The following is a 19,107-nucleotide window of genomic DNA, read 5'->3' as shown; positions in this document are numbered from 1 at the left end:
GTCAGTCGTCGTCGTCGTCGCTGTCGTCGCCGCCGCTGATCGCCGTGTGACGGCTGGCGTTCACCAGCTCTTTCAGCTCTTTGCCGACCTTGAAGAAGGGCAGGCGCTTCGCCGGAACCGGCACGGGCTGGCCGGTGCGTGGGTTGCGTCCGTCGTAAGGCTTGTACGGCCGCACCGTGAAGCTGCCGAAGCCACGGATTTCAATGCCTTCGCCCTTCTGCAGGGCTTCCGTCATCGCGTCGAAGACGCAATTGACGACCATCTCGGCGCGGGCCTTCGTGAGCTCCCCGCGGGCTGCGATAGCTTCGATGAGCTCGCTCTTGGTCATGCCCCTCGAGCCTCCTCCAGAACCCCGATGGTTTTCCCTAACGCCTCAATTGTCAACGCCTTTTCCTGCCGGTTCGGCAGGACGCGCGGGCCGGATGGCCAGTCCGAGCAGGACCAGACCCTCCGTCGAGCTGCTGAGCCCGACGCGGAATGGCCCCTTAGACAGCGGGATTGCGGGTCCCGGAGTCTCGAAACATTGGCCTGCCTGGCCCGTCCATCGGCTGCTCCAGCTCGTGCCGCCCGCCGACACCGTCAGGTTCGTGTTTTGATCATTCACGGCTGTCCAGCGGGCTATCACCCGCCCGGGTCCATCGATCTCGGCCAGGAGCTCGACCTCGATCTGAGCCTGGCGGAGGCGGAGCCCCGGTCGGCCCGCGGCGCAGGCGGCCCCCGGGTAGTCCGGGTGCGACCAGCCGGACCGGACGGCGAGAGGGGGCCACTCGGCGCTCGCGGCGAACTCGGTGTCGAGATGAGGAACCAGGGGTTGGAGTCGAGGAGTGCTGGCGAGCGCGGTCGAATCAAAGACGTAGCGGTACGCGGGGGGGCGGCCGAGCGCCTGCCACAACTGGAAGTCGTGGGCGTCGTCGTGAAAGCGGGCCACGATCAGGTTGCGGCTGGCGTCGTGCGCGCCCGGCAAATGTGCGAGGTTGAAGCCGTGGTCGGTGCTGACGAACACGAGGCCATGTCGAACGCCCTGGGCCGCGAGCACCTGCGGCTCGTACATCGGGCGGCCGCCCTCGCGATCTCGGAGCGCCTCGTGGGCGCGGCTGCCGTGCACCGCAAAGGCGACGGCGAGTGCACCTGGCGCAAAACGCGCGACGCGCAGCTGAAGGAGACCCCAGGCGACCAGCCCGTGCTCGAGCGGTAAGGCCTCGGCGTAGAAACGCGCGCCGCCTCCGGGATAGTTGCCGTCGAAGTAGAAGGGAGCGTAGGCGGCGATCAACGCCAGCGTGACCAGAGTGATCAGGCGCACCGCGTGCTGGCGTCGCCCGGCAATCGCCGCATACAAGACGAGCGCAAACAGCGGCCATGCGTTGAGCAGATCGCCGAGGTGGTGCCAGAGACGGCGACCGGTGGTACCGAGTGCGGCAGCAAACCCGAAACCGCTCGGTAGGTGTTCGCGGACGAAGCTGCCGTGCTCGAACATGCAGCCGACGCCCGCCCCGAAACCGTAGCGAAAACAGCCGGGGGGGCCGTCCGCGAGGGCGTAATAACGCAGCTGCGACGAGCCCCAGAACGAGCCTGTGGCAGCGTGCTGATGCAGCCCGAAGAGAACGAGCCCGGGCACCGCACCGAGGGCGACCAGCACCAGATCGGAGCGCCGGCGCCGGGCGCACAGCAGCGCGACGAAGACTGCGCAAACCAGCCCGGTGACCGGGCGGGTGGCGACGAGCCATCCGAGCGCGAGCCCTGCCCAGAGGGTCGCGCGCCCTCCGCGCAGCGCACCGAGCAGACTGACCGCGAGCAAGATCGCGGCCCAGGCGTGGCTCATGGTGTCGGCGGTGTGGTAGCGGAGGGCGGCGCAAAGCACCGAGAGGGTCGCGGCGAGCAGCGCAACGTCGTCGCGGTGGAAGAGCTCCCGCGCAAGCGCGAAGGTGATGAAGGTGAGCACGGCCGCGAGCACGGGCCCGACGGCGAGCGGACTCCCCAGTAGAAACCCCAGCGCGAGCAGCGCCGGATATCCCGGCGGGAACAGCACGACGAGTGTGCTGGCCTCAGGGGGAGTCAGGAGAAAACGCCCGCGGAACGAGCCCGACGGATCGGGAATCGGGAACGCGAAGTAGCCTTGGGCCAGCGCGCGCGCCTCGAGATAGTAACTGGTGGCGTCGACGATCCGGGGGCCACCACGCAGGTAGTGATGCAGGTAGCCGACGGACAGCAGCGCTGCCGCGATCGACAAGAGCAGGAGCGTGAGGCGCGGGCGCGAGCGAGTGAAGCGGGCGATGGGCTCGGAGCGGAGGGCGGCGGCCGCGAGTGCCCCGAGGCCGAGCACCAGTATTGCCCACGTGACAGCCTCTCGCGGCAGCCCGAGCGTCATGGTGGGCTCATCGAGCCTGCACCAACCAGAGGTGGTGCAGTGTGTGCTCGCCCTTCACGGCTTCGAGGCGGAAAGGCGCCAGAGCCGTCAGATCTTGGGGCAAATCGAGGCTGAGCTCGACCCAGCCATCGACGTGCTCGAGCTCTAGCTCACCGATGCGCCGTTCACCGACGGACAGCGCGAGTATTGCGCTCTTTGCCGGGGCAAGCCGCAGGATCAGCTGCGCGGGTCGCTCGCGCTTCGGGGCTGCCAGAGTGAACTCTGCCGAGGCCCCCTCGGGGAGCACTCGCCCCGCGTCGAAGAGATCACGGTGCAGCTCCTTCGGGTGGGCGAGCAGCTTGAGCTCGATGTACGGCACACCGACGCTCGTCCGGTAGCCGTGGCGCTGCTCGCTCACCAGATCCGCGAAGTCGAGCTCATCGACGATGGTGGCGGAGGACGGCGCCGAGAACGGTTTGTCGCTGCCTTCGAGGGACGCCCAGTCGGGGCGATACAGCACCTTGGCGGCGCCGCCACAGATCACGTTTCCCGCCACCGGAACCTCCGCGATCTCTTGACCGAACCAGAGGGGTAACACCCCCCACCACGACGGATAGATCGCCAACAGATCGGGACGCTGCGCGGGCGGCATGCGTTCGATCAGCTCGACCGCGGCCCCGACGCCCTGGCGAGTCGCTCTGGCGAACGGCAGGCCCTTGAAGCCGCCGAGCCCGATGATGTCGAGCGCTGGCAAGTCCGAGGCGTAGGGGATCGCACCGGCATCACCCACGAGCACACGCTCTGGAGGAACCGGTAACATGCCGCGGAGCAAACGCCCGGCACGAACGTGTTGATCACGGATGTTGCGCGACGCGCGCCCGAAGAACCAGAGTTGATCGCGAAACTTGGGTTCCTGTCGCCACGCGAACAAGCCGACGCTGACCAGCGCGACGAGGCTGGTCGCCACTCTCAGCACTCTGCCCCGAGTCCCGAGCGCGAAGCTCTTGCTGACTGCTGCGCCCACTCCCAGGCTCGCGGCCAACAGCACCCAGCACAGGGCCGGCATCGTGTAGCGCTCGTTCTGCCAGCGCACCTGCCCATTCAACGCAACGACCAGCACCCAGGTGATGGCCGAGAACCAGAGCAGCGCGGCGTAGCGCCGGGTTTCGCGCGGGATCAACGCAAAAGCCGCCAGCGCGAACGGTACGTACCCGACGCCCCAGGTTGCGCTCAGGTGGTACTCGGCGACGCGCCGGACCTGGTATTCGCTGTGGAACTTCCAGGCATTCCACACCTCGGTCGCGGTCATGTGCGGGTGGTGAAGCTCGAGCTTGACCAAGGCTCCGGCTGCCGTGCTGTCACCGGTCAGCACTCGATTCGCGATGCTCTGCGCTACGACCACCGCGAGGCCCGGCAGCGCCACCGCGACCAGAACGCCAAGCGCACGCCGAGCGCCGAGCGTGCGGTATCGAGCGAGGGCCGCGCCGATTGCCAACACTGCGACCACGACGCCGGCCTCAGGGCGTGTCGCAACCAAGACCGCTCCCCAACCGCCGAGAATTCCCGCCGACGCCCAAGGTCTGGCCAGCGCAATTGTGTTCGGGACACCGTGCACCAAGTCGTCCCACGCGATCAGTGCACCAGCCCACACCGCCAAGAAGAACGCGACCTCCATGCCGCTGAACAAACTCCAGCTGACCACGCCAATTCCGAGCAGCGCTGGTGGTGCCAGGTAGCTGGTGTACGCGGGAAGCCCCCGGAAGAGGCGGCGCGCCGCGAGCAAGAGCGCGAAGGTCGAGACACACGCGATGATGCCCGCCCACACCATCAACGACAGGCTGCGAAATCCCATCAGGTACCCGACCGACAACACCAGCGGGTACAAAAGGCTCGTTCCCCCACTCGAGTATCCGTTGCCCTCGGACCACTGGAACGGATGTCCGCGGGCACTGGCGCGGGCGAAGTCGAAATGGATGAAGACGTCGTCGAGCGGGGCGCTCCAATCACTCGCGGAGGCCAGGGGCGCATCGGACGTGTAGAAGATCTGCTGACGCATCGAGGCGAAGAAGAGGCACCCCACCCACAGCGTCATTGCGCCGGCGTAAAGCACATACAGAGTGTGCTCCCAGCCGCGAGCGAGCCGGCGCGACGGACCGGCGGTCCCGCTGTCTCGACCCGGTTCCACCGGGGGCGCTTCTACCATTTGAGGCTGTGGCGGGAGGGAAACGGCTGGACAAGGCGGTTCTTCGCCTCAATTCGAAGCTTGCCCAGACGAGGCGGAGGCGCTCTACTGTCTGTCCTTGCACCGAGCGATTCTCGCTTTGGAACGCCTTTCGACCAACCCCCGCCTCGCAGACTAAGATGCGCTGGTTCATCGAGGTGTCTCGCCTCGGCGAAGACACGCCCATCGACAAATACTGCCTCGAGGCCAAGCAGTGGCAAGCCGCCCTGCAAGAGGCCCGCAAGCGGCGTGGCGACACGGGCCCGCTGTCGAAGTTTTCCATCGAGCTCCTGGAGCAGGGCTACCGTGCCGTCGATCCGAACCAGAAGATCCGGTACGTCGTGAACAAGGCGCCCGCAGACGCGCCCTTGTCGCAGGCCCCGGCTGCTTCGGAGAGCGCGCCTCCGCCGGGGTCGTTCCCGTCGCCCGCCAAGGTGCCGAGTGTGCAGAGCGTGTCCCCCGTCATCCTGAACGCCCCGGAGCCCGTGCCCTCGACGGACCCGATGGCGGCCCCTCCGCCGCACAGTGACCCACTCGCGAGCGGACCCAAGACGGATCCGATGGCGGCGCTCCCGCCGGAATCCCATCCGCCCCGTACCGATCCGCTGCCCCACCCACCGCCTCGCCCCGCGTCTGGCGCCGGCGCGAAACCCGAGGACAAGGTCCCGCCGGTTGGTGCAGGGTCTCCGTCCTCCATTACGCAACCCATGACGACGCCGACGGCGGCGACCGCATCGAGCACGCCGGCCCGACCAAGCGCGCAGGCGCCGGCTGCGGGCAGATGACCCAGCGCAGCATGGAGGCCGCGCGGGAGCCCAGCTACCAGTTGCTGAGGAAGCGCGAAGAAGAGCCGACGGAAAAGGTCCCGATCGTCTACCGCGAGTTTGCGTACGCCATCGCACCGGAGACCGAGCGCGCGAGCATCGAGGTGCTCTTGTGGCTGCGCTTCCGAGAGATCTCGGCCTCACTCGAGGGTCGCACTCACAAGAAGTACATCCAGCTCGCGGTTTTCGACCACGTGTTCGAGAAGAAGCCGCTGCGCGCTCCGGTCGCCACCATGATGTGGAAGGACTGGCGCGGGGAGCCGGTGTTGCAGTTCGGCGGAGGACCAAGCTTGCCGACCGCGTCCAACGCACCGCCAGCGGTGAGCGTGATGCCTCCGGTAGTCGCGCCCGCGCCCGCGCACCAAGTGAGCATGGTGGTCGCGCCGCCGAGCACCCTCGCGACGACCCAACCCGCGCCTGCGCCAGCGTCCACCACGGTGCCGGCGGCTCCGCTGACTCAACCGATGGGCGAGGCAGCGCCGCCCGCGGCAGAGACACACTCGGTGCGCGTGGTGTCGCAACCGTTTCCGCCTGCGCCTTCGTCACCGACCTCCGCGCCACCCCCTGCGCCACCGCTTGCACCGGCGCCGTCCACGCCGCCGGTCTCGGCGGCGCCTTGGCCCGCATCCGCAGACTCGGCGGCCCCGCCCGCGGCGGCGCTGGCAGCCCCACCCGCCGCGACCGCATCTACATCTGCGGCGCTTCCCTCAGCAACATCTTCTGCGTCGGCGGCACCGTCCGCGCCCGCGTCGGCGGCACCGTCCGCGCCTGCGCCACCGCCGGTTGCGATTGCTCCCGCGTCCGCGGTTCCGCCCACGACCCCGTCCGTATCGCCCCCCGCCGCAGTGCAGATCCAGGCGCCGGCCCATCCAGACCCAACCGGTCCGACCCTGCCCATCCGACGCCGCGCAGCGGAAGAGCTGATCGGTGAGCTGTTCGAGCTCATGCACGATCTGCACTTCATCCCGGACATGATGAGTGGGGTCGATTTCGTGCTCGGGATCCTGACCCGAACGCTGCCGAGCGAGATCGTGTTGATCCACGTGTTCGACATCAACACACGCCAGTTCGTCGTGGTGCGCGCGCTCGCACCGTCCCCCGACGCGGTCGTGCTGCACCGCACTCCGGACCAAGACCCGCTCCTCAAGCGTGTCATGCGCGGCACCCGCAGCCGCGCGAATGCCAACGCCGCCAGTGACGACACCTACCGCGGCGGGCGATGGAACCTGATCGGCACGGTCCCGGAGTCGGCCATCCTGGGTCCCGTGCAGCTTGCGGGGCGTTACCTGGGTGCCATCGAGCTGGCGAACCCCCTGGGTGGTGGCCCGTATACCGAGCACGAAGCTCACGCTTTGGACTACATCTGCGAGCAGCTCGCCGAGTTTCTCGCGGCCCGTCCGATCATCGTCGATGCCGACGTCGTGCTCGGAAAGCGCTGAGTTTCGGGGGCCGCTGCCCCTCCTTCGGAAGCCCTGAGCCGCGCCTCGGCTCCGAGTTCGGGTATGTTTGCCGGAGATGGCCGTCCGAACCCGACGCGAGCGTGTGCTCACGTTCTTCTTCGTTCCGGCCTTGGTGTTCGCCGTGGTCGTGCTCCTGGGCGTCACCTTTCGCAACAGCTTTCAGCTCGAGAAACTGCGCGAGCAGTCCGTCGTCGAAGCGACCCTGACTCTCGCCAACGAAAAAGCCGACCGTCTGGACAAACGCATCATCGAACAAGACAACGCGGTCTTGTCCCTGGTCGACGTGACCGACCGCGGCGATTTCGGCGCGACCTGGCTGTCCGTCGCCGCGCGCCAGACCCCGACCATCAGCAACGTGTTCCTCGTGGACCTCGACTCCAAACAACGCGAGGTCGTGGCCTTCGCGTCCCGCGTCCCGGCGCTCGACGCAGAGGCCGAGCGCCGACTCTTCGTTCGGGAGCTGCTGCCCGACCTCGAGCTCGGGGAACCGCGCGGTCAGCTGCGCCACCTCCACAAGACGGTGGCCGGCCAGAGTCACCTGCTCAGCTACTGGCAGCGCGAGGTCCGGGGTAGGGACTACCTGTTGGTCGCCTGGCACGATGTGCCCCGCGTCGTTCACGATCTGTTCCCGACTCTGTATGCGGAGCGTGATCAGAACGCCCGCCTGAACGTGGTCGACGAGAGCTCTCGCATCGTCTTCGGGCCGAACCTGAGCCGCGGTAGCTTCACGCTCGGACGCCGCTTCGAGACCACCCTCTACAAGTGGCAAGTGAACGTGACCCTGGTCAGCGCTGCGGAGCTCACGGCGGCCGTGGCACGGCGTCGCTCGCTGGAGATGGCCCTCGTCGGCACCTCCTGGCTGGTGGTGCTGGTCGGTCTGACGGTCGTGCTCGTCGCGGCAGCCCGTGAACGCAAGCTCTCCAACCTGAAGAGTGATTTCGTCGCCAACGTCTCCCACGAGCTGAAGACCCCACTGTCCTTGGTGCGCATGTTCGGCGAGCTGTTGCAGAGCGGGCGCGTGGAGAACGATGAAAAGCGCCAGCAGTACCTGCAGATCATCGTGTCGGAGAGCGAACGCCTCGGATCGCTGATCGAGAACGTGCTGGACTTTGCCAAGGTCGAGCGCGGCAAGGCCGCCTATCAGTTTGCGCCGGCCAACGTGAAAGACGTGGTGTCGCGGGCCGTCGAGGCTTGCCGGATCCGGGCGCAGCGCGAGCAAATCGAGCTCGTGCTCGAGGTCTCTGATGATCTGCCGACGACCGAAATCGACGAGGGCGCCATCGAGATCGCCATCATCAACTTGATCGACAACGCCATCAAGTATGCTCCGGACGGCGAACGAGTCCTGATCGCAGCGCACCCGACCCCCGCACACATCGAGATCCGGGTCACCGATTCGGGCGCGGGGATCTTGCCCGAGGACCGCAAGCGCATTTTCGAGCGTTTCGAGCGCGGTCGTGGCACGCAGTCGAAGCAGATCCGCGGCAGCGGCATCGGTCTCGCGTTGGTAAAACACATCGCGGAGGCCCACGGTGGACGCGCCTGGTGTGAGGTCGCCGAACCACGGGGCAGCACCTTCATTCTCACGCTGCGGGTGCGCAACGGCGGGGGACGCGAGCGGAGTCCCGTGCCTCGGGAAGTGGTCGCGTGAAGCTCAGCGGTCGCGCTCGTCCTGGATCCGCGCGTGGTCGAGCACGAGGGCGGAGATTGCGGCACGGATCTCGTCGACGCCGCCGACGCGTTCCGCCGTGAACTCGAACTGCCCTGTCTGCCAGTCCAGCAGGTCCATCAGCGCGTCTCGGGACGAGAGCCCGACATTCGCACCTTCAATCTCGACTCGCAGCGCGCGGCCTTCACGCATGAACAAGCGTGCCACGCGTTCGCCGACCAAGAGCAAGATCCCGGTCTTGCGCTCCACTGCGAGGAACGAGAGCAGGGAGGACGGCGAGACATTGTCGAGGTCACCTCGCAGCGTGCCGGCGGTCTCGGCCTCGGCGGCCTGACGTCGCCGTCGCACCACGCGGTGCACTCGCATGAGCAGCTCGTCCGGGTGAAACGGCTTCGGGATGTAAGCATCCACGCCCAGCTGGTAACCCTTGAGCCGCTCCTCGTCTCCGTCGAGCGAGGTCAGGAAGACCACGGGCACTCCGCCCAGGTTCGGTCGCGCCCGAATCATGCGCAAGAGCTGCCAGCCATCCATGCGAGGCATGTTGACGTCGGTGAGGATCACGTCCGGTGGATCGGCGACACACATGGACAGCGCCTCGAGCCCGTCCGCCACTGCGCGCACACGGTCACCCCGCTTGAGAAAGGGATCGGACGAGTACTCGCGCCAGCGCGGGTCATCGTCCACGACCAGCACATCGAGCGCGTCCGGATTGCGCGCCGAGACCGGCATGCTGTTCTTCGAACGGGGTCCGGACTCGGAAGGCATCTAACGACGCAGCATATTAGCCAAACTCGACGCGCCTGCCGAAATTCGCGGTCCAGACTCGAAGGAAAGGCGGGTTCAGCGCCTCGATGACACGATTCGCAGCTTGAACCCGAGCTCCTGGCTCAGCGCCACCATCTCGCCGAAGACGTCGCCGTAGGCGACGGCCACGTGATTCGAAAGGTAGTGAGCCATCAAGTCGTCGCGGGAGATCCCCAGGTCGGCGGCCATGAAGGGCCACTCGCGCGTGGTGCCGTTCCACCAAGCGTCGCGCACTTCTGGCGGGAGCTTCACGACCTCGCCGCGGCCGACATCCATCCACAGCTCGCCGCGTTTGAGATACGCCCGGGCCCAGGTGATCGCTCCCGGCAGGCTCTCTCCGGCAAAGGTCCCGCCGGGGGTCGGGAAGTAGGCCGCCGGTTGGCGATAACTGTGCACGCCGGCCAGTGTGTCCGGGTCGTGGTTGAACGCGAACGCGCCGCACGAGCCGCTGTTGAGCAGCACCCACAAAAAGCGACCGGCATGCTCGGCCCCCCAGCGCACGTCGTGGAACATCACCGCCTGGTGCAGCCCCTTGTCTTTCAGCAGGCGCTTCAGCAGCTCCATCGGCACGGCGTTGCCCTGGTCTGCTTCCGTCGCACACGCAATGGTGTCGCCATTCGACTCGGGTCGACAGGTCGAGTTGAACAAACCCTCGGCGAAATCACTGGGAGGTCGCAGTGGGATGAGTCCGAGCTGGTACTGCCAGCCGAGACAGTCGGCCTTGTATTCACCGAGCATGTCGAGGACAGCCAGGTAGTCGCGGAGCTGCTCGCGGGTGGCACGTTCGTCGAAGTCTGCGGCGTTCGCCTCCCCGTGATGAAAGCGCACGCCCTTGTCTTTCACAAAACGCTCCGCGTCGTCGATGCGTCGGTCGCTCACCGCGCGCCCGCGATCGATGATCCACGCCTGGTCGATCTTGTGCTCGGAGAAGCCGTGTCGTGACAAGAGTCGAGGCCCGAAGTAGCCGTTGGTCATGCCCATGCTGGTGTCGCCGAGCATCATCAGCAGCGGTCGCCGCGCACGGATCCCGTCCGCCACTCTCAGAGCGCGGGCCGACGCGTCAGGGCTCACTGCTGCGTGACTCGAGAGGGCGGCCTCGGAGTACTTGACCTGCCCCGTCGTGCACCACTCGTCCAGGTGTTGCATGAACGCCTCGTCGTCCGTGAACTCTTCGCCGGAGGTCCAGATGCGCGAGTGCGGCCGGTCGAGAGCCTCGAGACAGGCGCCGGTGTTGAGCAGACCAACCAGCCCCGGCCACTGACCGCTGAAGTTGGACGCAAGCAGCAAGGGGTTGTCTTTGCCGACGACACCGTCGGTGGTGTGGGGTCCGAACACCCAGTGCGCGAACATGCCGATCATCGGATCCGTCACCGGCCCGAGCTTCTCGATCGACTCGTGGGGTTTGGTGAGAAAACCTTCGATGCGGTACGGGGTGCGCCCTACCTTCTTGATCGCTGCCTCGAGCTTCCGCGTTGCCGCTTCCACGTTGGGGAGTGCGAGCTCGTTGGGGCGAGGGCGCCCATCACCGGGCCAGAAGACTGCGACCTTCTTTGCCATGTTTGGCCTCCGTGCGCCGCGCGGGCGCCGGCGCATAGTACCCTTGAACGCCCAGGGCACCAGCGGTCCGCGGCCTGCGAAATTTCACTTGGGCGGAGGAGGGATCACGACGGCCTTGGTAGTCACACCCGCGCCGCCGAAATCCGCGCCCGGGAAGCTGGACAGGAGACAGGCACTGCCGTCGTTGGTGTCGATCTCGACCAGGTTGCCGCTGCGCGAGAAACCGTAGACGCGGTCACCCCAGGTTGTGATGCCGTACATGCTGCCGTAGGCCGTGTTGACGGTGTCCGAGCAGCCCGCCCGCTTGACGATCTGGCCGCGGACGGCCTTGGTCACCGGCAAAATCGAGGCTTTGTCCAGCTTCGAGACGTCGATCTCGATCAGGGTGTCGGTGGTGCTGCAGCCGCTCGTGGCCGGCGGGTTGGGGCAGTCGCGCACGGTGGCGAAGCCGATGGGGTTGCCGCCGTTTTCCACGAACACGATGTCGCCGGACAGCTCCCAGGGCTTGCCTTGGTTCGCCGCTGGGTAGACGTGCCCGTTGCCGTCGCTGGTGGGCACGTCACCGAACACCCCGCGCTGCGAGAGATCTCCCTTGGCGTCGATGGCCCACAGCTCACCGGCGGTGTTGCCCGCGACGAGCACCTCTTCCGTTGGCGAAATGACGCCAACGGGCGCGAAGGTGAGCGCGTAGAACTTCACGTCGACGCCCACGTTCAGCGAAATCGAATTGGTACACTGCACGACTTGGTTCGCGACCGAGAGCTCGTGAACCTGAGTGTGGCTGATGCCAAACAGTTTTGCGTCTTTGTTCACCGCCACGTCGGTCATCGCCGGGTCTTGCCCGTTGCCGCTGACGCAGTCGAAGTTGCCGAGCTGTTTCAGCTCCGGGGCCGCAGCCGTGGGGTCGATCTGAAATAGCGTCGTGTCGGTGTGGGCGTACACGAGCGTGGCGCCTCCCCCCGGCCCGTCACTTGGCGCGTCGAGCAAGATGCCGCCGGAGCCGCCCCCTCCGCTGGTCGAGCCACCGAGCCCGGCCGAACCCGCAGCGCCGCCATCGCCGCCGCCCGCGCCTCCGGCAGTGGCACAGGCCACGAACCCAAAACCCAGAGCCAGCAGGGGAAAAACCACAGCGTTCGAGCCGCGCATGGCGCGAACCCTGACAGCGGCGAGGGGGAAGCGCAACTCCACTTTCATCCTTCGTAGACTTCGTCTTGTTCGATGCGGGAGAGCACCCAGTCGAACTGTCCGGACGTCAGCTTGACCTGGCAGTGCCCGCAGTGGCCCGCGGCGTTGACGTCGAGAGGTGCCCCGCAGCTCGGGCAGACGGGGTCAGTGCGGGCGGGGCCCTTGGCGCCGCTCGCACGGATCAGAGTCCAGTACTCGCTGAACTCGCGCGTCTTGCGCTTGTCGCCGCCTACCACGGCGCCGTCCTTGTCTTGAATGGTGTAATCGCGCCCGCTGGCGAACAGGCGCACGGTGATGGCGTCGAACCAGCGGTCGCTCGTCACGCGCGCCAACTCCAGTCGATGGATGCGCGGCTCGTCCATCATGTTGCGCAGACCCGAACGCCGGTAGGCGTCGATCCAGTAGGTCTGCGCGGTCCAGAGGTTGTCACTCAAGAACGGCCGGGCCTTTTCCCACGCCAGCGACGACCAGGCGACCTGCATGGTGTCGAAGATCAGCCCGATTCTGGCGAACAGTGTGTCCTGGTGGAAGGCCGGATCTCGCCCGCACAATTGAGCCACAGCCGGTGACAGCCCGGCGTCGATCCGCGTCGCCTGATCCGTTCCCGTCTCTTCGGTCGTGCCCGTCAGCATCGGGGGGCGGATCTGGCGCTCGAGTACCGTCACATCACTGACGACCCAGTCGAAGGCCCCGGTGTCGACGACGGCCTGACAGTATCCGCAGCTGCCGCCGACCACGCGATCGAGGGGTGCGCCGCAGCTCGGGCAGACGAACATGCGGACCCGCTCGGGCGGGCGGCTCTTGGCGCCTGCCTTGCGCTCCAGCTCCCAGCTCTCGGCGACCCAGTAGCTGATCGGCTCTTCGCCGGCAGGATGCTCGGTGTAGTTCGCTTCGATGTCGAGCTCCACCATGGCTTCGGTCGCCGAGATGTGCACGCCGGCGTAACTCAGCGAGCCGACGACCACGGTGCTGAGCGGGTGTTGTCCGAGCTCGGCCAACACGTTCCGCGCGGGCGTGCGCAGGTAGGGAGCGAGTGTGTCGAGTCGGCCGGCGCCGCGGGCGGTGTGAGCCTCTGCATACAGTGCGTATGCGAAGTCCTCGAACGCAACGATGGAGAAGTCGGGGTCAGTCTCCTTCAGCGCCTCGAGCAGCGTCCGCTTGGAGGTCACCGACTGTGAGCTCGGGGGCGTGGCCGTGGTCCAGCCCTTGGGTTTGCGCAGCCAGCGCAGGAACAACACACCGCCGAGCCCGAGCATGCCGGTGGCAATCAGGCCGACGAAGCCGAGAAAGCCCGAAGCCGATGACGGTGGCCTCACGCTCGTTGTTGCCGCGGATGCGGGTCACCTCGGGGCGTGCCGGCGCGACACCGAAGAGCGATGGTGCGCCGAGCTGCCAGACCGTGGCACGAGCTTTGGGATCGCCGACCCGGTAGGTGTAGACGGGTGCGGGGGCGGGCGAGCTGCCGCTTCCAGAGGATGAGCGCGAGCTGGACCCACTCGAGCTGCGGGTCGAGCCGGACGAAGAGGACGAACGCGACGACGACGAAGAGGAGGACGACCGTGAGGACGAAGAGGACGAACCCTTGAACGAGCTGCCTCCGCCGGGGCGGGCGTCGGCGAGCTGTGCGTCCGAAAGGGCCGTGAACAGCGCCAACGCTGCAATCAAGTGCCTGGTTCTCATGACACCACGCCGTCCGGAAGTTCGTTCACGTCGTCGTCGGCGCGCGGCAAGACCCGCGCGAGGCTGGGGGCCAGCTTCGAGATGCCGCGCGTGAGCTGAAGCAGCCCTTCCCCCCGCACGGCCGCGGCGATCTCGCCGACTGCCTCGCCGAACTCGGTGCCCAGGCGTCTTGCGTCGACGCCCGTATCCGGGATGACCTCGACCACCCGCTCGAACAGCGACACGTAGATCAAGATCCCGGTGCGACCGCTGGTGCCGTCGATGCGCTGCTCGTGGAACGCGGTCAGAGCCGCCCGCCGCACGTTGTCCCGCAGCGTCGACGGTCGAACGAAGAGGCGTCGGAGTCCCGGCACCTGAGCACAAAAGAATGCGCTCGCCCCAAACAGCAGACCGAGCGCCGGCGGCACCAGGTCATCGGTGAACTCTGCCGGATGGTAGGCGTAGAGACACAGTCCGATGCCTGCCATCAGCGTCGCGAACAGCAGATCTTGAGCCAGGTAGCTGCCGGAGGTCTGGCGCACGGTCACCACGAGCTCCGCCGAGGTCTGACGCTCGAGCTCGACGATGGCGCGTTCGACTCGCTGTTTGGCGTCGTCGCTCAGCCAGTCGTGGTCACCGGCCATCAGCTGTGTCCTCCGACCACCGTCACGTTTGGCGCGTTCTTCTTCAGGCTGGCGACGATGGCTTTTTCGAGGTTGTACTGCAGGTCGAACTCCACCTTGAACTCGGTCGCGCCATCCAGCTTGACGTCACTCTCGGCCTGGACGCGGAGGCCGCCGACCCGGCGCTTCTCTGCAAGATCGAAGATCAACACGTCCACGTCGATGAAACCAGCGTCGAACTCCTGTCCCTGAGTCGCCGGGTTGGTCCGCCCGGGGGAGGGGCGCGCGAAGGCTCGTGTGCGCAGCACGAACAGATGCGTCAGCCGCTCGCAAGCGTCGAAGCGCCGCGTTGCCGAATAACCGGTGCCCGACGCCGGAGGTGAGCTGGGAAAGAGCGGGTCCCAAGGCTCGCGCTCGGTGTGCACGTTGGCCGCGCACTGGTTGACGAGGCTGCTCTCGTTGACCCGCGCGTAGACCAGTCCGAGCTCGTCGAGGTCGCGCAGATCTTCGGCGTAGGTGAGCGCCGCGGTGATCTTTGCGCTGGGGTAACCGCCCGCGGCCATGCCCAGTGTTACCTGGACCTTCGTCGGCTCGTCCTGGGTGAGCAGTGGGGTCCGATTCAGCTCCTCGCCGAGCGCGCGCACCTGCACCAGCTTGGCTTCGACCTTGGCGCCGCGCTCCTTCACCACCTCGTCGATGTAGGGACCACAGCTGGAGACGAGCGCCCCCAGAAGAACCCCGAGTAGACCCGGACCCTTCACGGGATCGCCTCGCCTCCTTTGGCGACGTTGTCTTTGGTGAATGCGCGGGTGCCGAGCACGATCTTCTTCGGCACCGGCTTGCCAGCGAGGATCGCGAGGGCGGTGTCGATCGCCTCCACTCCCCCGGTCGGGTAGAGGAACGTCGCGTCCAAGATCCCTTGTTTCACGTACTCGACCCCCTCATGGGGCAGGGAGTCGATGCCAATGAGCTTCATGTCCTTCTCGCGGCCGGCGGCCTTGGCCGCGAGGTAGGCGCCGTGAGCACCCGGATCGTTGTGGGCGTAGACCAGATCGATCTTCTTCTGCGTGGTGAGCGCGGACTCCATCTCTTTGCGCGCGTTGGGCTCGAGCCACTGCATGTCCGCTTCGAACACGACCTTCAGGTCGGGGTGTTTGTCGAACTCGAGGCCTTCGCGGAAACCCTTGTGGCGGTCCTGACCCGGAGTGCTGGTCATGAGGCCCTTGAGCTCCACGATCAGACCCTTGCCGCCCAGGGCCTGCACCGCCCACTTGCCCGCTTCGCGGCCGATCTTCACGTTGTCCGCGCCGATGAAGCTCGTGTAGTCGTCACCCTGAACGGCGCGATCGAGGACGATGACCGGGATCTTCTTCTTGTACGCCTCCGCAACCGGTTGGGTCAGCGGGGCGGCCTCTTTGGGGCTGATGATCAAGAGGTCGATGTTTTGCCCGACGAGCTCCTCGACCTGAGCCCGTTGTCTGAGCGAGTCGTTCTGCGCGTCCTTGAACACGAGCTTCAAGTTGGGCTGTTTCTCCGCGGCCTTCTTCAGGTCATCGTTCATCTGCACACGCCAGGGTTCACCCAGGTTGCACTGGCTCATGCCGATGACCCACGGGCTGTCGGCGCTGCCGCGCTGGGCGGAGGCGCTCGGCGCCGGCGTGGTGCCGGGCTTCGGATCGCTCTTGCAGCCGACCAGGCTGAGCGCGCCAGCGAGCGCGATCGTCGTCATCGCCAGTGCGTTCATGGCCCGGACGCTACCACGCTGTCCCCGTCCGCTACACCTGGCTCGGGCACGCCACGACCACCACGTTGCCGTCCGGGTCCGCAAAGTATGCGGCCGTGTCACCCCACGCTCGCGGGGCCAGAGCCGACAACTCTCGCGCGCCGGCGGCGCGGAGCTTCTCGGCGAGCGCGCGCGGATCGTCACAGTGCAAGTACAGCTCGGTGGCAGTGGTCTGGCCGTCGCCGACGCGCTCGGGCACCTGCCCGGTGTTGTGAGCGAAGGCGTCGCGTTGATAGAGACCCAGGCGCATGCCACCCGGCAGCTCCAGCTCGACGTACACCGGCACGTCCACCGAGCACGGCCAGCCGAACACCGTCGCGTAGAAGCGCTTCGCGCGGTCGAGATCCGTAACGGCCAAGATGGTCAACACGTGGCGCGCGCTCATGACTGCCTTTCAGTCTGCCAGGGCCGCTGGAAGAGCACCGCACCAATCAAGATCGCCCCGGTCAACATCAGGCGCGCCTCGGTGCTGAAGGCGTTCAAGCTCAAGATCTTCTGCAGCATGCCCAAGGTGAGGGCGCCGATCAGGGTGAGCCCCATGCCTCCGCGGCCCCCGGACAAACTCGTCCCGCCGAGGACGACCATGGCAATGGCGTCCAGCTCGTAACCGGCGCCGGTCTCGGGATCACCTTGGGTCTCCTGCGCGGCCTGGCAGATGCCGGCGATGGCGGCGAAGGCGCCCGAGAGTGCGTAGGACAAGAGCAGGGTGCGCGCGACGGGCACCCCGGAGAGGCGTGCGGCCTCGTAGCTACCCCCGACGGCGTACAGATAACGCCCGGCGCGCAGCTGCCTGAGCACGAGGAAGGTCGCGAGGGCACAGGCAGCGAAGATCAGAGTCACGACGGAGATGTTGTCGCCGAGCACCTTGGCGTCGATCTGGCGGAACACCGCGGGCAGCTCGACGGTGGTGGAGGAACCGTCCGGCAGGCTCACGTAGTTCGTGACCTTCTTTCCGCCGGAAATCAGCTTCGCGAGTCCGCGCGCGAACACCATCATCGCGAGTGTCACGATGAAGGGTTGCACACGGAAGCGCGCGATCAGTGCGCCGGACGCCAAACCGAGCGCCGTTCCGACGGCGAGCACCGCAGCGATCGCGGCGATCGCCCCGTAGCCCCGCTGCATACTGAGGGTCGCGAAGGAGACGGCCGAGACCGCTAGCACGCTGCCGACGGAGAGGTCGATGCCACCGGACACGATCACGAGCGTCATGCCGCAGGCCAAGATCCCGAGCACGCTGATCTCACGCAGCATGGCGCGGTGCGCGCTCCACTCGAAGAAAGCGCCGTCCTGGTTGAACACACAACCGACCGCGAAGACCAAGAGCAGCGGCAGCAGTGCACGCACGGAGCTCGAGCGCGCCCAGACCGAGACTCGGTTGCCCGCGCTCACGCTGCGGCTCCTTCGCCGCCCATGGCTAGGGCCAAGAGCTTGGCGCGACTGAGCTCGGCGCGGGTCAAGCTGGCGCGGATCCGCCCGCGGAAGAGCACCAGGACACGATCACAGAGTGACGCCAGCTCGTCGAAATCGGAGGACACGACGAGTACGCCGGAGCCCTCGGCGGCGAGCTCCCGAATCAACCGATGCACATCGGCTTTTGCGGCGACGTCGATGCCGCGGGTCGGGTCGTCGAGCAGGAGCACGCGCGGCTCCGTCGCGAGGCAGCGTGCCAGCGCGACCTTCTGTTGATTGCCGCCGGAGAGTGCGGCTGCCGGTGCGTCGAGCGAAGGCGCGACCAGAGCCAGGCGCTCGGTGATACGCGCGGTGAGGGTCAGCTCCTTTTGGCGCAAGACGAAGCCCAGCCTCGAGACCCGGCGCAGTGCGGAGAGCGTGACGTTGTCCCGGATCGCGCGCTCGGGCAGCACGCTGTCTTTGCGATCCCGTGCGAGCAGCGTGACGGACGAACGCAGGGCGTCACCCGGTGAGCTTGCCAGGTAGCGCGCGCCACCAAGCGAGAGCTCTCCCGAGAGTGCCGCCGGGAGCGAGCCGAAGAGCGCGTGCAGCAGCTCGCTCGCCCCCGAGTCCGAGAGGCCCGCGAGCCCGAGCACCTCTCCCGAGCCGAGCTCGAACGCAACATCCTCGAAAGCCGGGCGAGGCGCGCCCGCGAGCATTGCCCCGAACCCGGAGGCCGTGAAGAGAGCGTTGCCCGAGGCGCCGTCCACCGAGGGCGCAGTGCGGAGCTCGAGCGCGCGTCCCACCATCTTGTCGATCAGCTTGCCTTCGTCGAGTTCTTCGACCGCTCCGCTGTGCACGACACGACCGTCACGCAGCACGGTGATGCGATCACCGAGTCGGAAGATCTCCTCCATGCGATGCGAGATGAATACGATGCCCTTGCCCGTCGCGCGCAGCTCCCGAAGCCGTTCGAACAGGCGCTCGGCCTCGGGTTCCGAGAGCGCGCTGGTGGGCTCGTCCAAGATCAGCACCCGGGCGGCGTGGCGGAGCGCGCGGGCGATCTCGACCAGCTGGCGTTCGGCCAGGCCGAGGTCTTCGACCCGAGTGTGCGGGTCGAGAGCGAGCCCCACTTGCAAGAGTGCCGCGCGCGCCTCGGCAACGTGGCGCTCGGGTCGCCACGCTGACAGCATCGCGCGCGGCTCCCCCAGGAACAGGTTGTCCAGCACCGAGAGCGAAGGCACCAGGGACAGCTCCTGGTGGATGGTCGCGACGCCGGCCCGCAGTGCGGCTGCCGGACTCGAGAGGCGCGCACGCTGCCCGTCCACTTCCAGCTCGCCCTCGAAATCCGCGAGCGCTCCGGACAGGATCTTGATCAGTGTGCTCTTGCCGGCGCCGTTGCCGCCCGCCAAAACGTGAATCTCACCGGCATGGATTGCGAACGACACGCGGTCCAGCGCGCGCGTCGGCCCGAAGGCCTTGGTCACGGCGAGAAGCGCGAGCAGCGACTCGGACACACGGGCAGATTAGCCAAAACAGCGAGAAACGTGATTTCAGTGAGCTTCGTTGGCATGATTGGCGTTCCGGGA

At 67.0% G+C, this 19,107-nt stretch carries 16 protein-coding genes; 3 read left to right on the top strand and 13 right to left on the bottom strand.

Annotated elements, in window-relative coordinates; translation table 11 throughout:
• Position 1 precedes the first annotated feature (1 nt).
• From IPI67_32070 to IPI67_32060, 3 genes are read right to left on the bottom strand one after another with little or no spacing between them, the layout of a single operon-like run.
• The gene (locus IPI67_32070) at positions 2-328 is read right to left on the bottom strand and encodes an integration host factor subunit beta (GenBank protein ID MBK7584813.1); all 327 of its coding nucleotides are present in this window, start codon (positions 326-328) and stop codon (positions 2-4) included.
• A gap of 45 nt (positions 329-373) precedes the next feature.
• A complete protein-coding gene (locus IPI67_32065; GenBank protein MBK7584812.1) occupies positions 374-2,365 on the bottom strand; it encodes a hypothetical protein in 1,992 nt (663 codons plus the stop codon).
• Positions 2,366-2,372: 7 nt separating this feature from the next.
• The gene (locus IPI67_32060) at positions 2,373-4,436 is read right to left on the bottom strand and encodes a hypothetical protein (protein ID MBK7584811.1); all 2,064 of its coding nucleotides are present in this window, start codon (positions 4,434-4,436) and stop codon (positions 2,373-2,375) included.
• 269 nt (positions 4,437-4,705) lie between these two features.
• On the opposite strand from IPI67_32060, the gene IPI67_32055 reads away from it, so the two are divergent.
• The 3 genes from IPI67_32055 to IPI67_32045 all read left to right on the top strand — a co-directional run bounded on the left by IPI67_32055 (position 4,706) and on the right by IPI67_32045 (position 8,500).
• Positions 4,706-5,350: a hypothetical protein gene (locus IPI67_32055; protein ID MBK7584810.1), complete on the top strand. Its 645-nt coding sequence runs from the start codon at positions 4,706-4,708 to the stop codon at positions 5,348-5,350.
• Positions 5,347-6,828, top strand: coding sequence for a hypothetical protein (locus IPI67_32050; protein MBK7584809.1), 1,482 nt, complete (start codon positions 5,347-5,349; stop codon positions 6,826-6,828). Before IPI67_32055 ends, IPI67_32050 begins: the two co-directional genes overlap by 4 nt.
• Positions 6,829-6,904: 76 nt before the next feature.
• Positions 6,905-8,500, top strand: coding sequence for a HAMP domain-containing histidine kinase (locus IPI67_32045; protein ID MBK7584808.1), 1,596 nt, complete (start codon positions 6,905-6,907; stop codon positions 8,498-8,500).
• A 3-nt stretch (positions 8,501-8,503) separates the two neighbouring features.
• Here the strand turns inward: IPI67_32045 and IPI67_32040 are convergent, their stop codons facing one another.
• The 10 genes from IPI67_32040 to IPI67_31995 all read right to left on the bottom strand — a co-directional run bounded on the left by IPI67_32040 (position 8,504) and on the right by IPI67_31995 (position 19,035).
• Positions 8,504-9,283 carry a response regulator gene (locus IPI67_32040; protein MBK7584807.1) on the bottom strand — a complete coding sequence of 260 codons (780 nt, stop codon included), beginning with the start codon at positions 9,281-9,283 and terminating at the stop codon, positions 8,504-8,506.
• Positions 9,284-9,358: 75 nt separating this feature from the next.
• The gene (locus IPI67_32035) at positions 9,359-10,879 is read right to left on the bottom strand and encodes a fucose isomerase (protein MBK7584806.1); all 1,521 of its coding nucleotides are present in this window, start codon (positions 10,877-10,879) and stop codon (positions 9,359-9,361) included.
• Between the two features lie 84 nt (positions 10,880-10,963).
• Positions 10,964-12,025, bottom strand: a complete 1,062-nt coding sequence (locus IPI67_32030) for a hypothetical protein (GenBank protein MBK7584805.1) — start codon at positions 12,023-12,025, stop codon at positions 10,964-10,966.
• Positions 12,026-12,069: 44 nt separating this feature from the next.
• Positions 12,070-13,380 carry a TIM44-like domain-containing protein gene (locus IPI67_32025; protein MBK7584804.1) on the bottom strand — a complete coding sequence of 437 codons (1,311 nt, stop codon included), beginning with the start codon at positions 13,378-13,380 and terminating at the stop codon, positions 12,070-12,072.
• Positions 13,381-13,740: 360 nt separating this feature from the next.
• The gene (locus IPI67_32020) at positions 13,741-14,367 is read right to left on the bottom strand and encodes a hypothetical protein (GenBank protein MBK7584803.1); all 627 of its coding nucleotides are present in this window, start codon (positions 14,365-14,367) and stop codon (positions 13,741-13,743) included.
• The gene (locus tag IPI67_32015) at positions 14,367-15,107 is read right to left on the bottom strand and encodes a hypothetical protein (protein MBK7584802.1); all 741 of its coding nucleotides are present in this window, start codon (positions 15,105-15,107) and stop codon (positions 14,367-14,369) included. The genes IPI67_32020 and IPI67_32015 overlap by 1 nt, the downstream gene beginning before the upstream one ends.
• Positions 15,104-16,075, bottom strand: coding sequence for a substrate-binding domain-containing protein (locus tag IPI67_32010; GenBank protein MBK7584801.1), 972 nt, complete (start codon positions 16,073-16,075; stop codon positions 15,104-15,106). Before IPI67_32010 ends, IPI67_32015 begins: the two co-directional genes overlap by 4 nt.
• A 46-nt stretch (positions 16,076-16,121) precedes the next feature.
• Positions 16,122-16,514, bottom strand: coding sequence for a VOC family protein (locus IPI67_32005; protein MBK7584800.1), 393 nt, complete (start codon positions 16,512-16,514; stop codon positions 16,122-16,124).
• Complete coding sequence (locus tag IPI67_32000) at positions 16,511-17,518, bottom strand: ABC transporter permease (GenBank protein ID MBK7584799.1); 1,008 nt, start codon at positions 17,516-17,518, stop codon at positions 16,511-16,513. The genes IPI67_32005 and IPI67_32000 overlap by 4 nt, the downstream gene beginning before the upstream one ends.
• Positions 17,515-19,035 carry a sugar ABC transporter ATP-binding protein gene (locus tag IPI67_31995; GenBank protein ID MBK7584798.1) on the bottom strand — a complete coding sequence of 507 codons (1,521 nt, stop codon included), beginning with the start codon at positions 19,033-19,035 and terminating at the stop codon, positions 17,515-17,517. Before IPI67_31995 ends, IPI67_32000 begins: the two co-directional genes overlap by 4 nt.
• Between the last annotated feature and the right edge of the window lie 72 nt (positions 19,036-19,107).

The organism is Myxococcales bacterium (assembly GCA_016706225.1).
In the GTDB taxonomy this organism is placed as follows: domain Bacteria; phylum Myxococcota_A; class Polyangia; order Polyangiales; family Polyangiaceae; genus JADJKB01.
The sequence above is the reverse complement of the archived record's forward strand: the minus strand, read 5'-3'. Positions and strand labels throughout refer to the sequence as shown.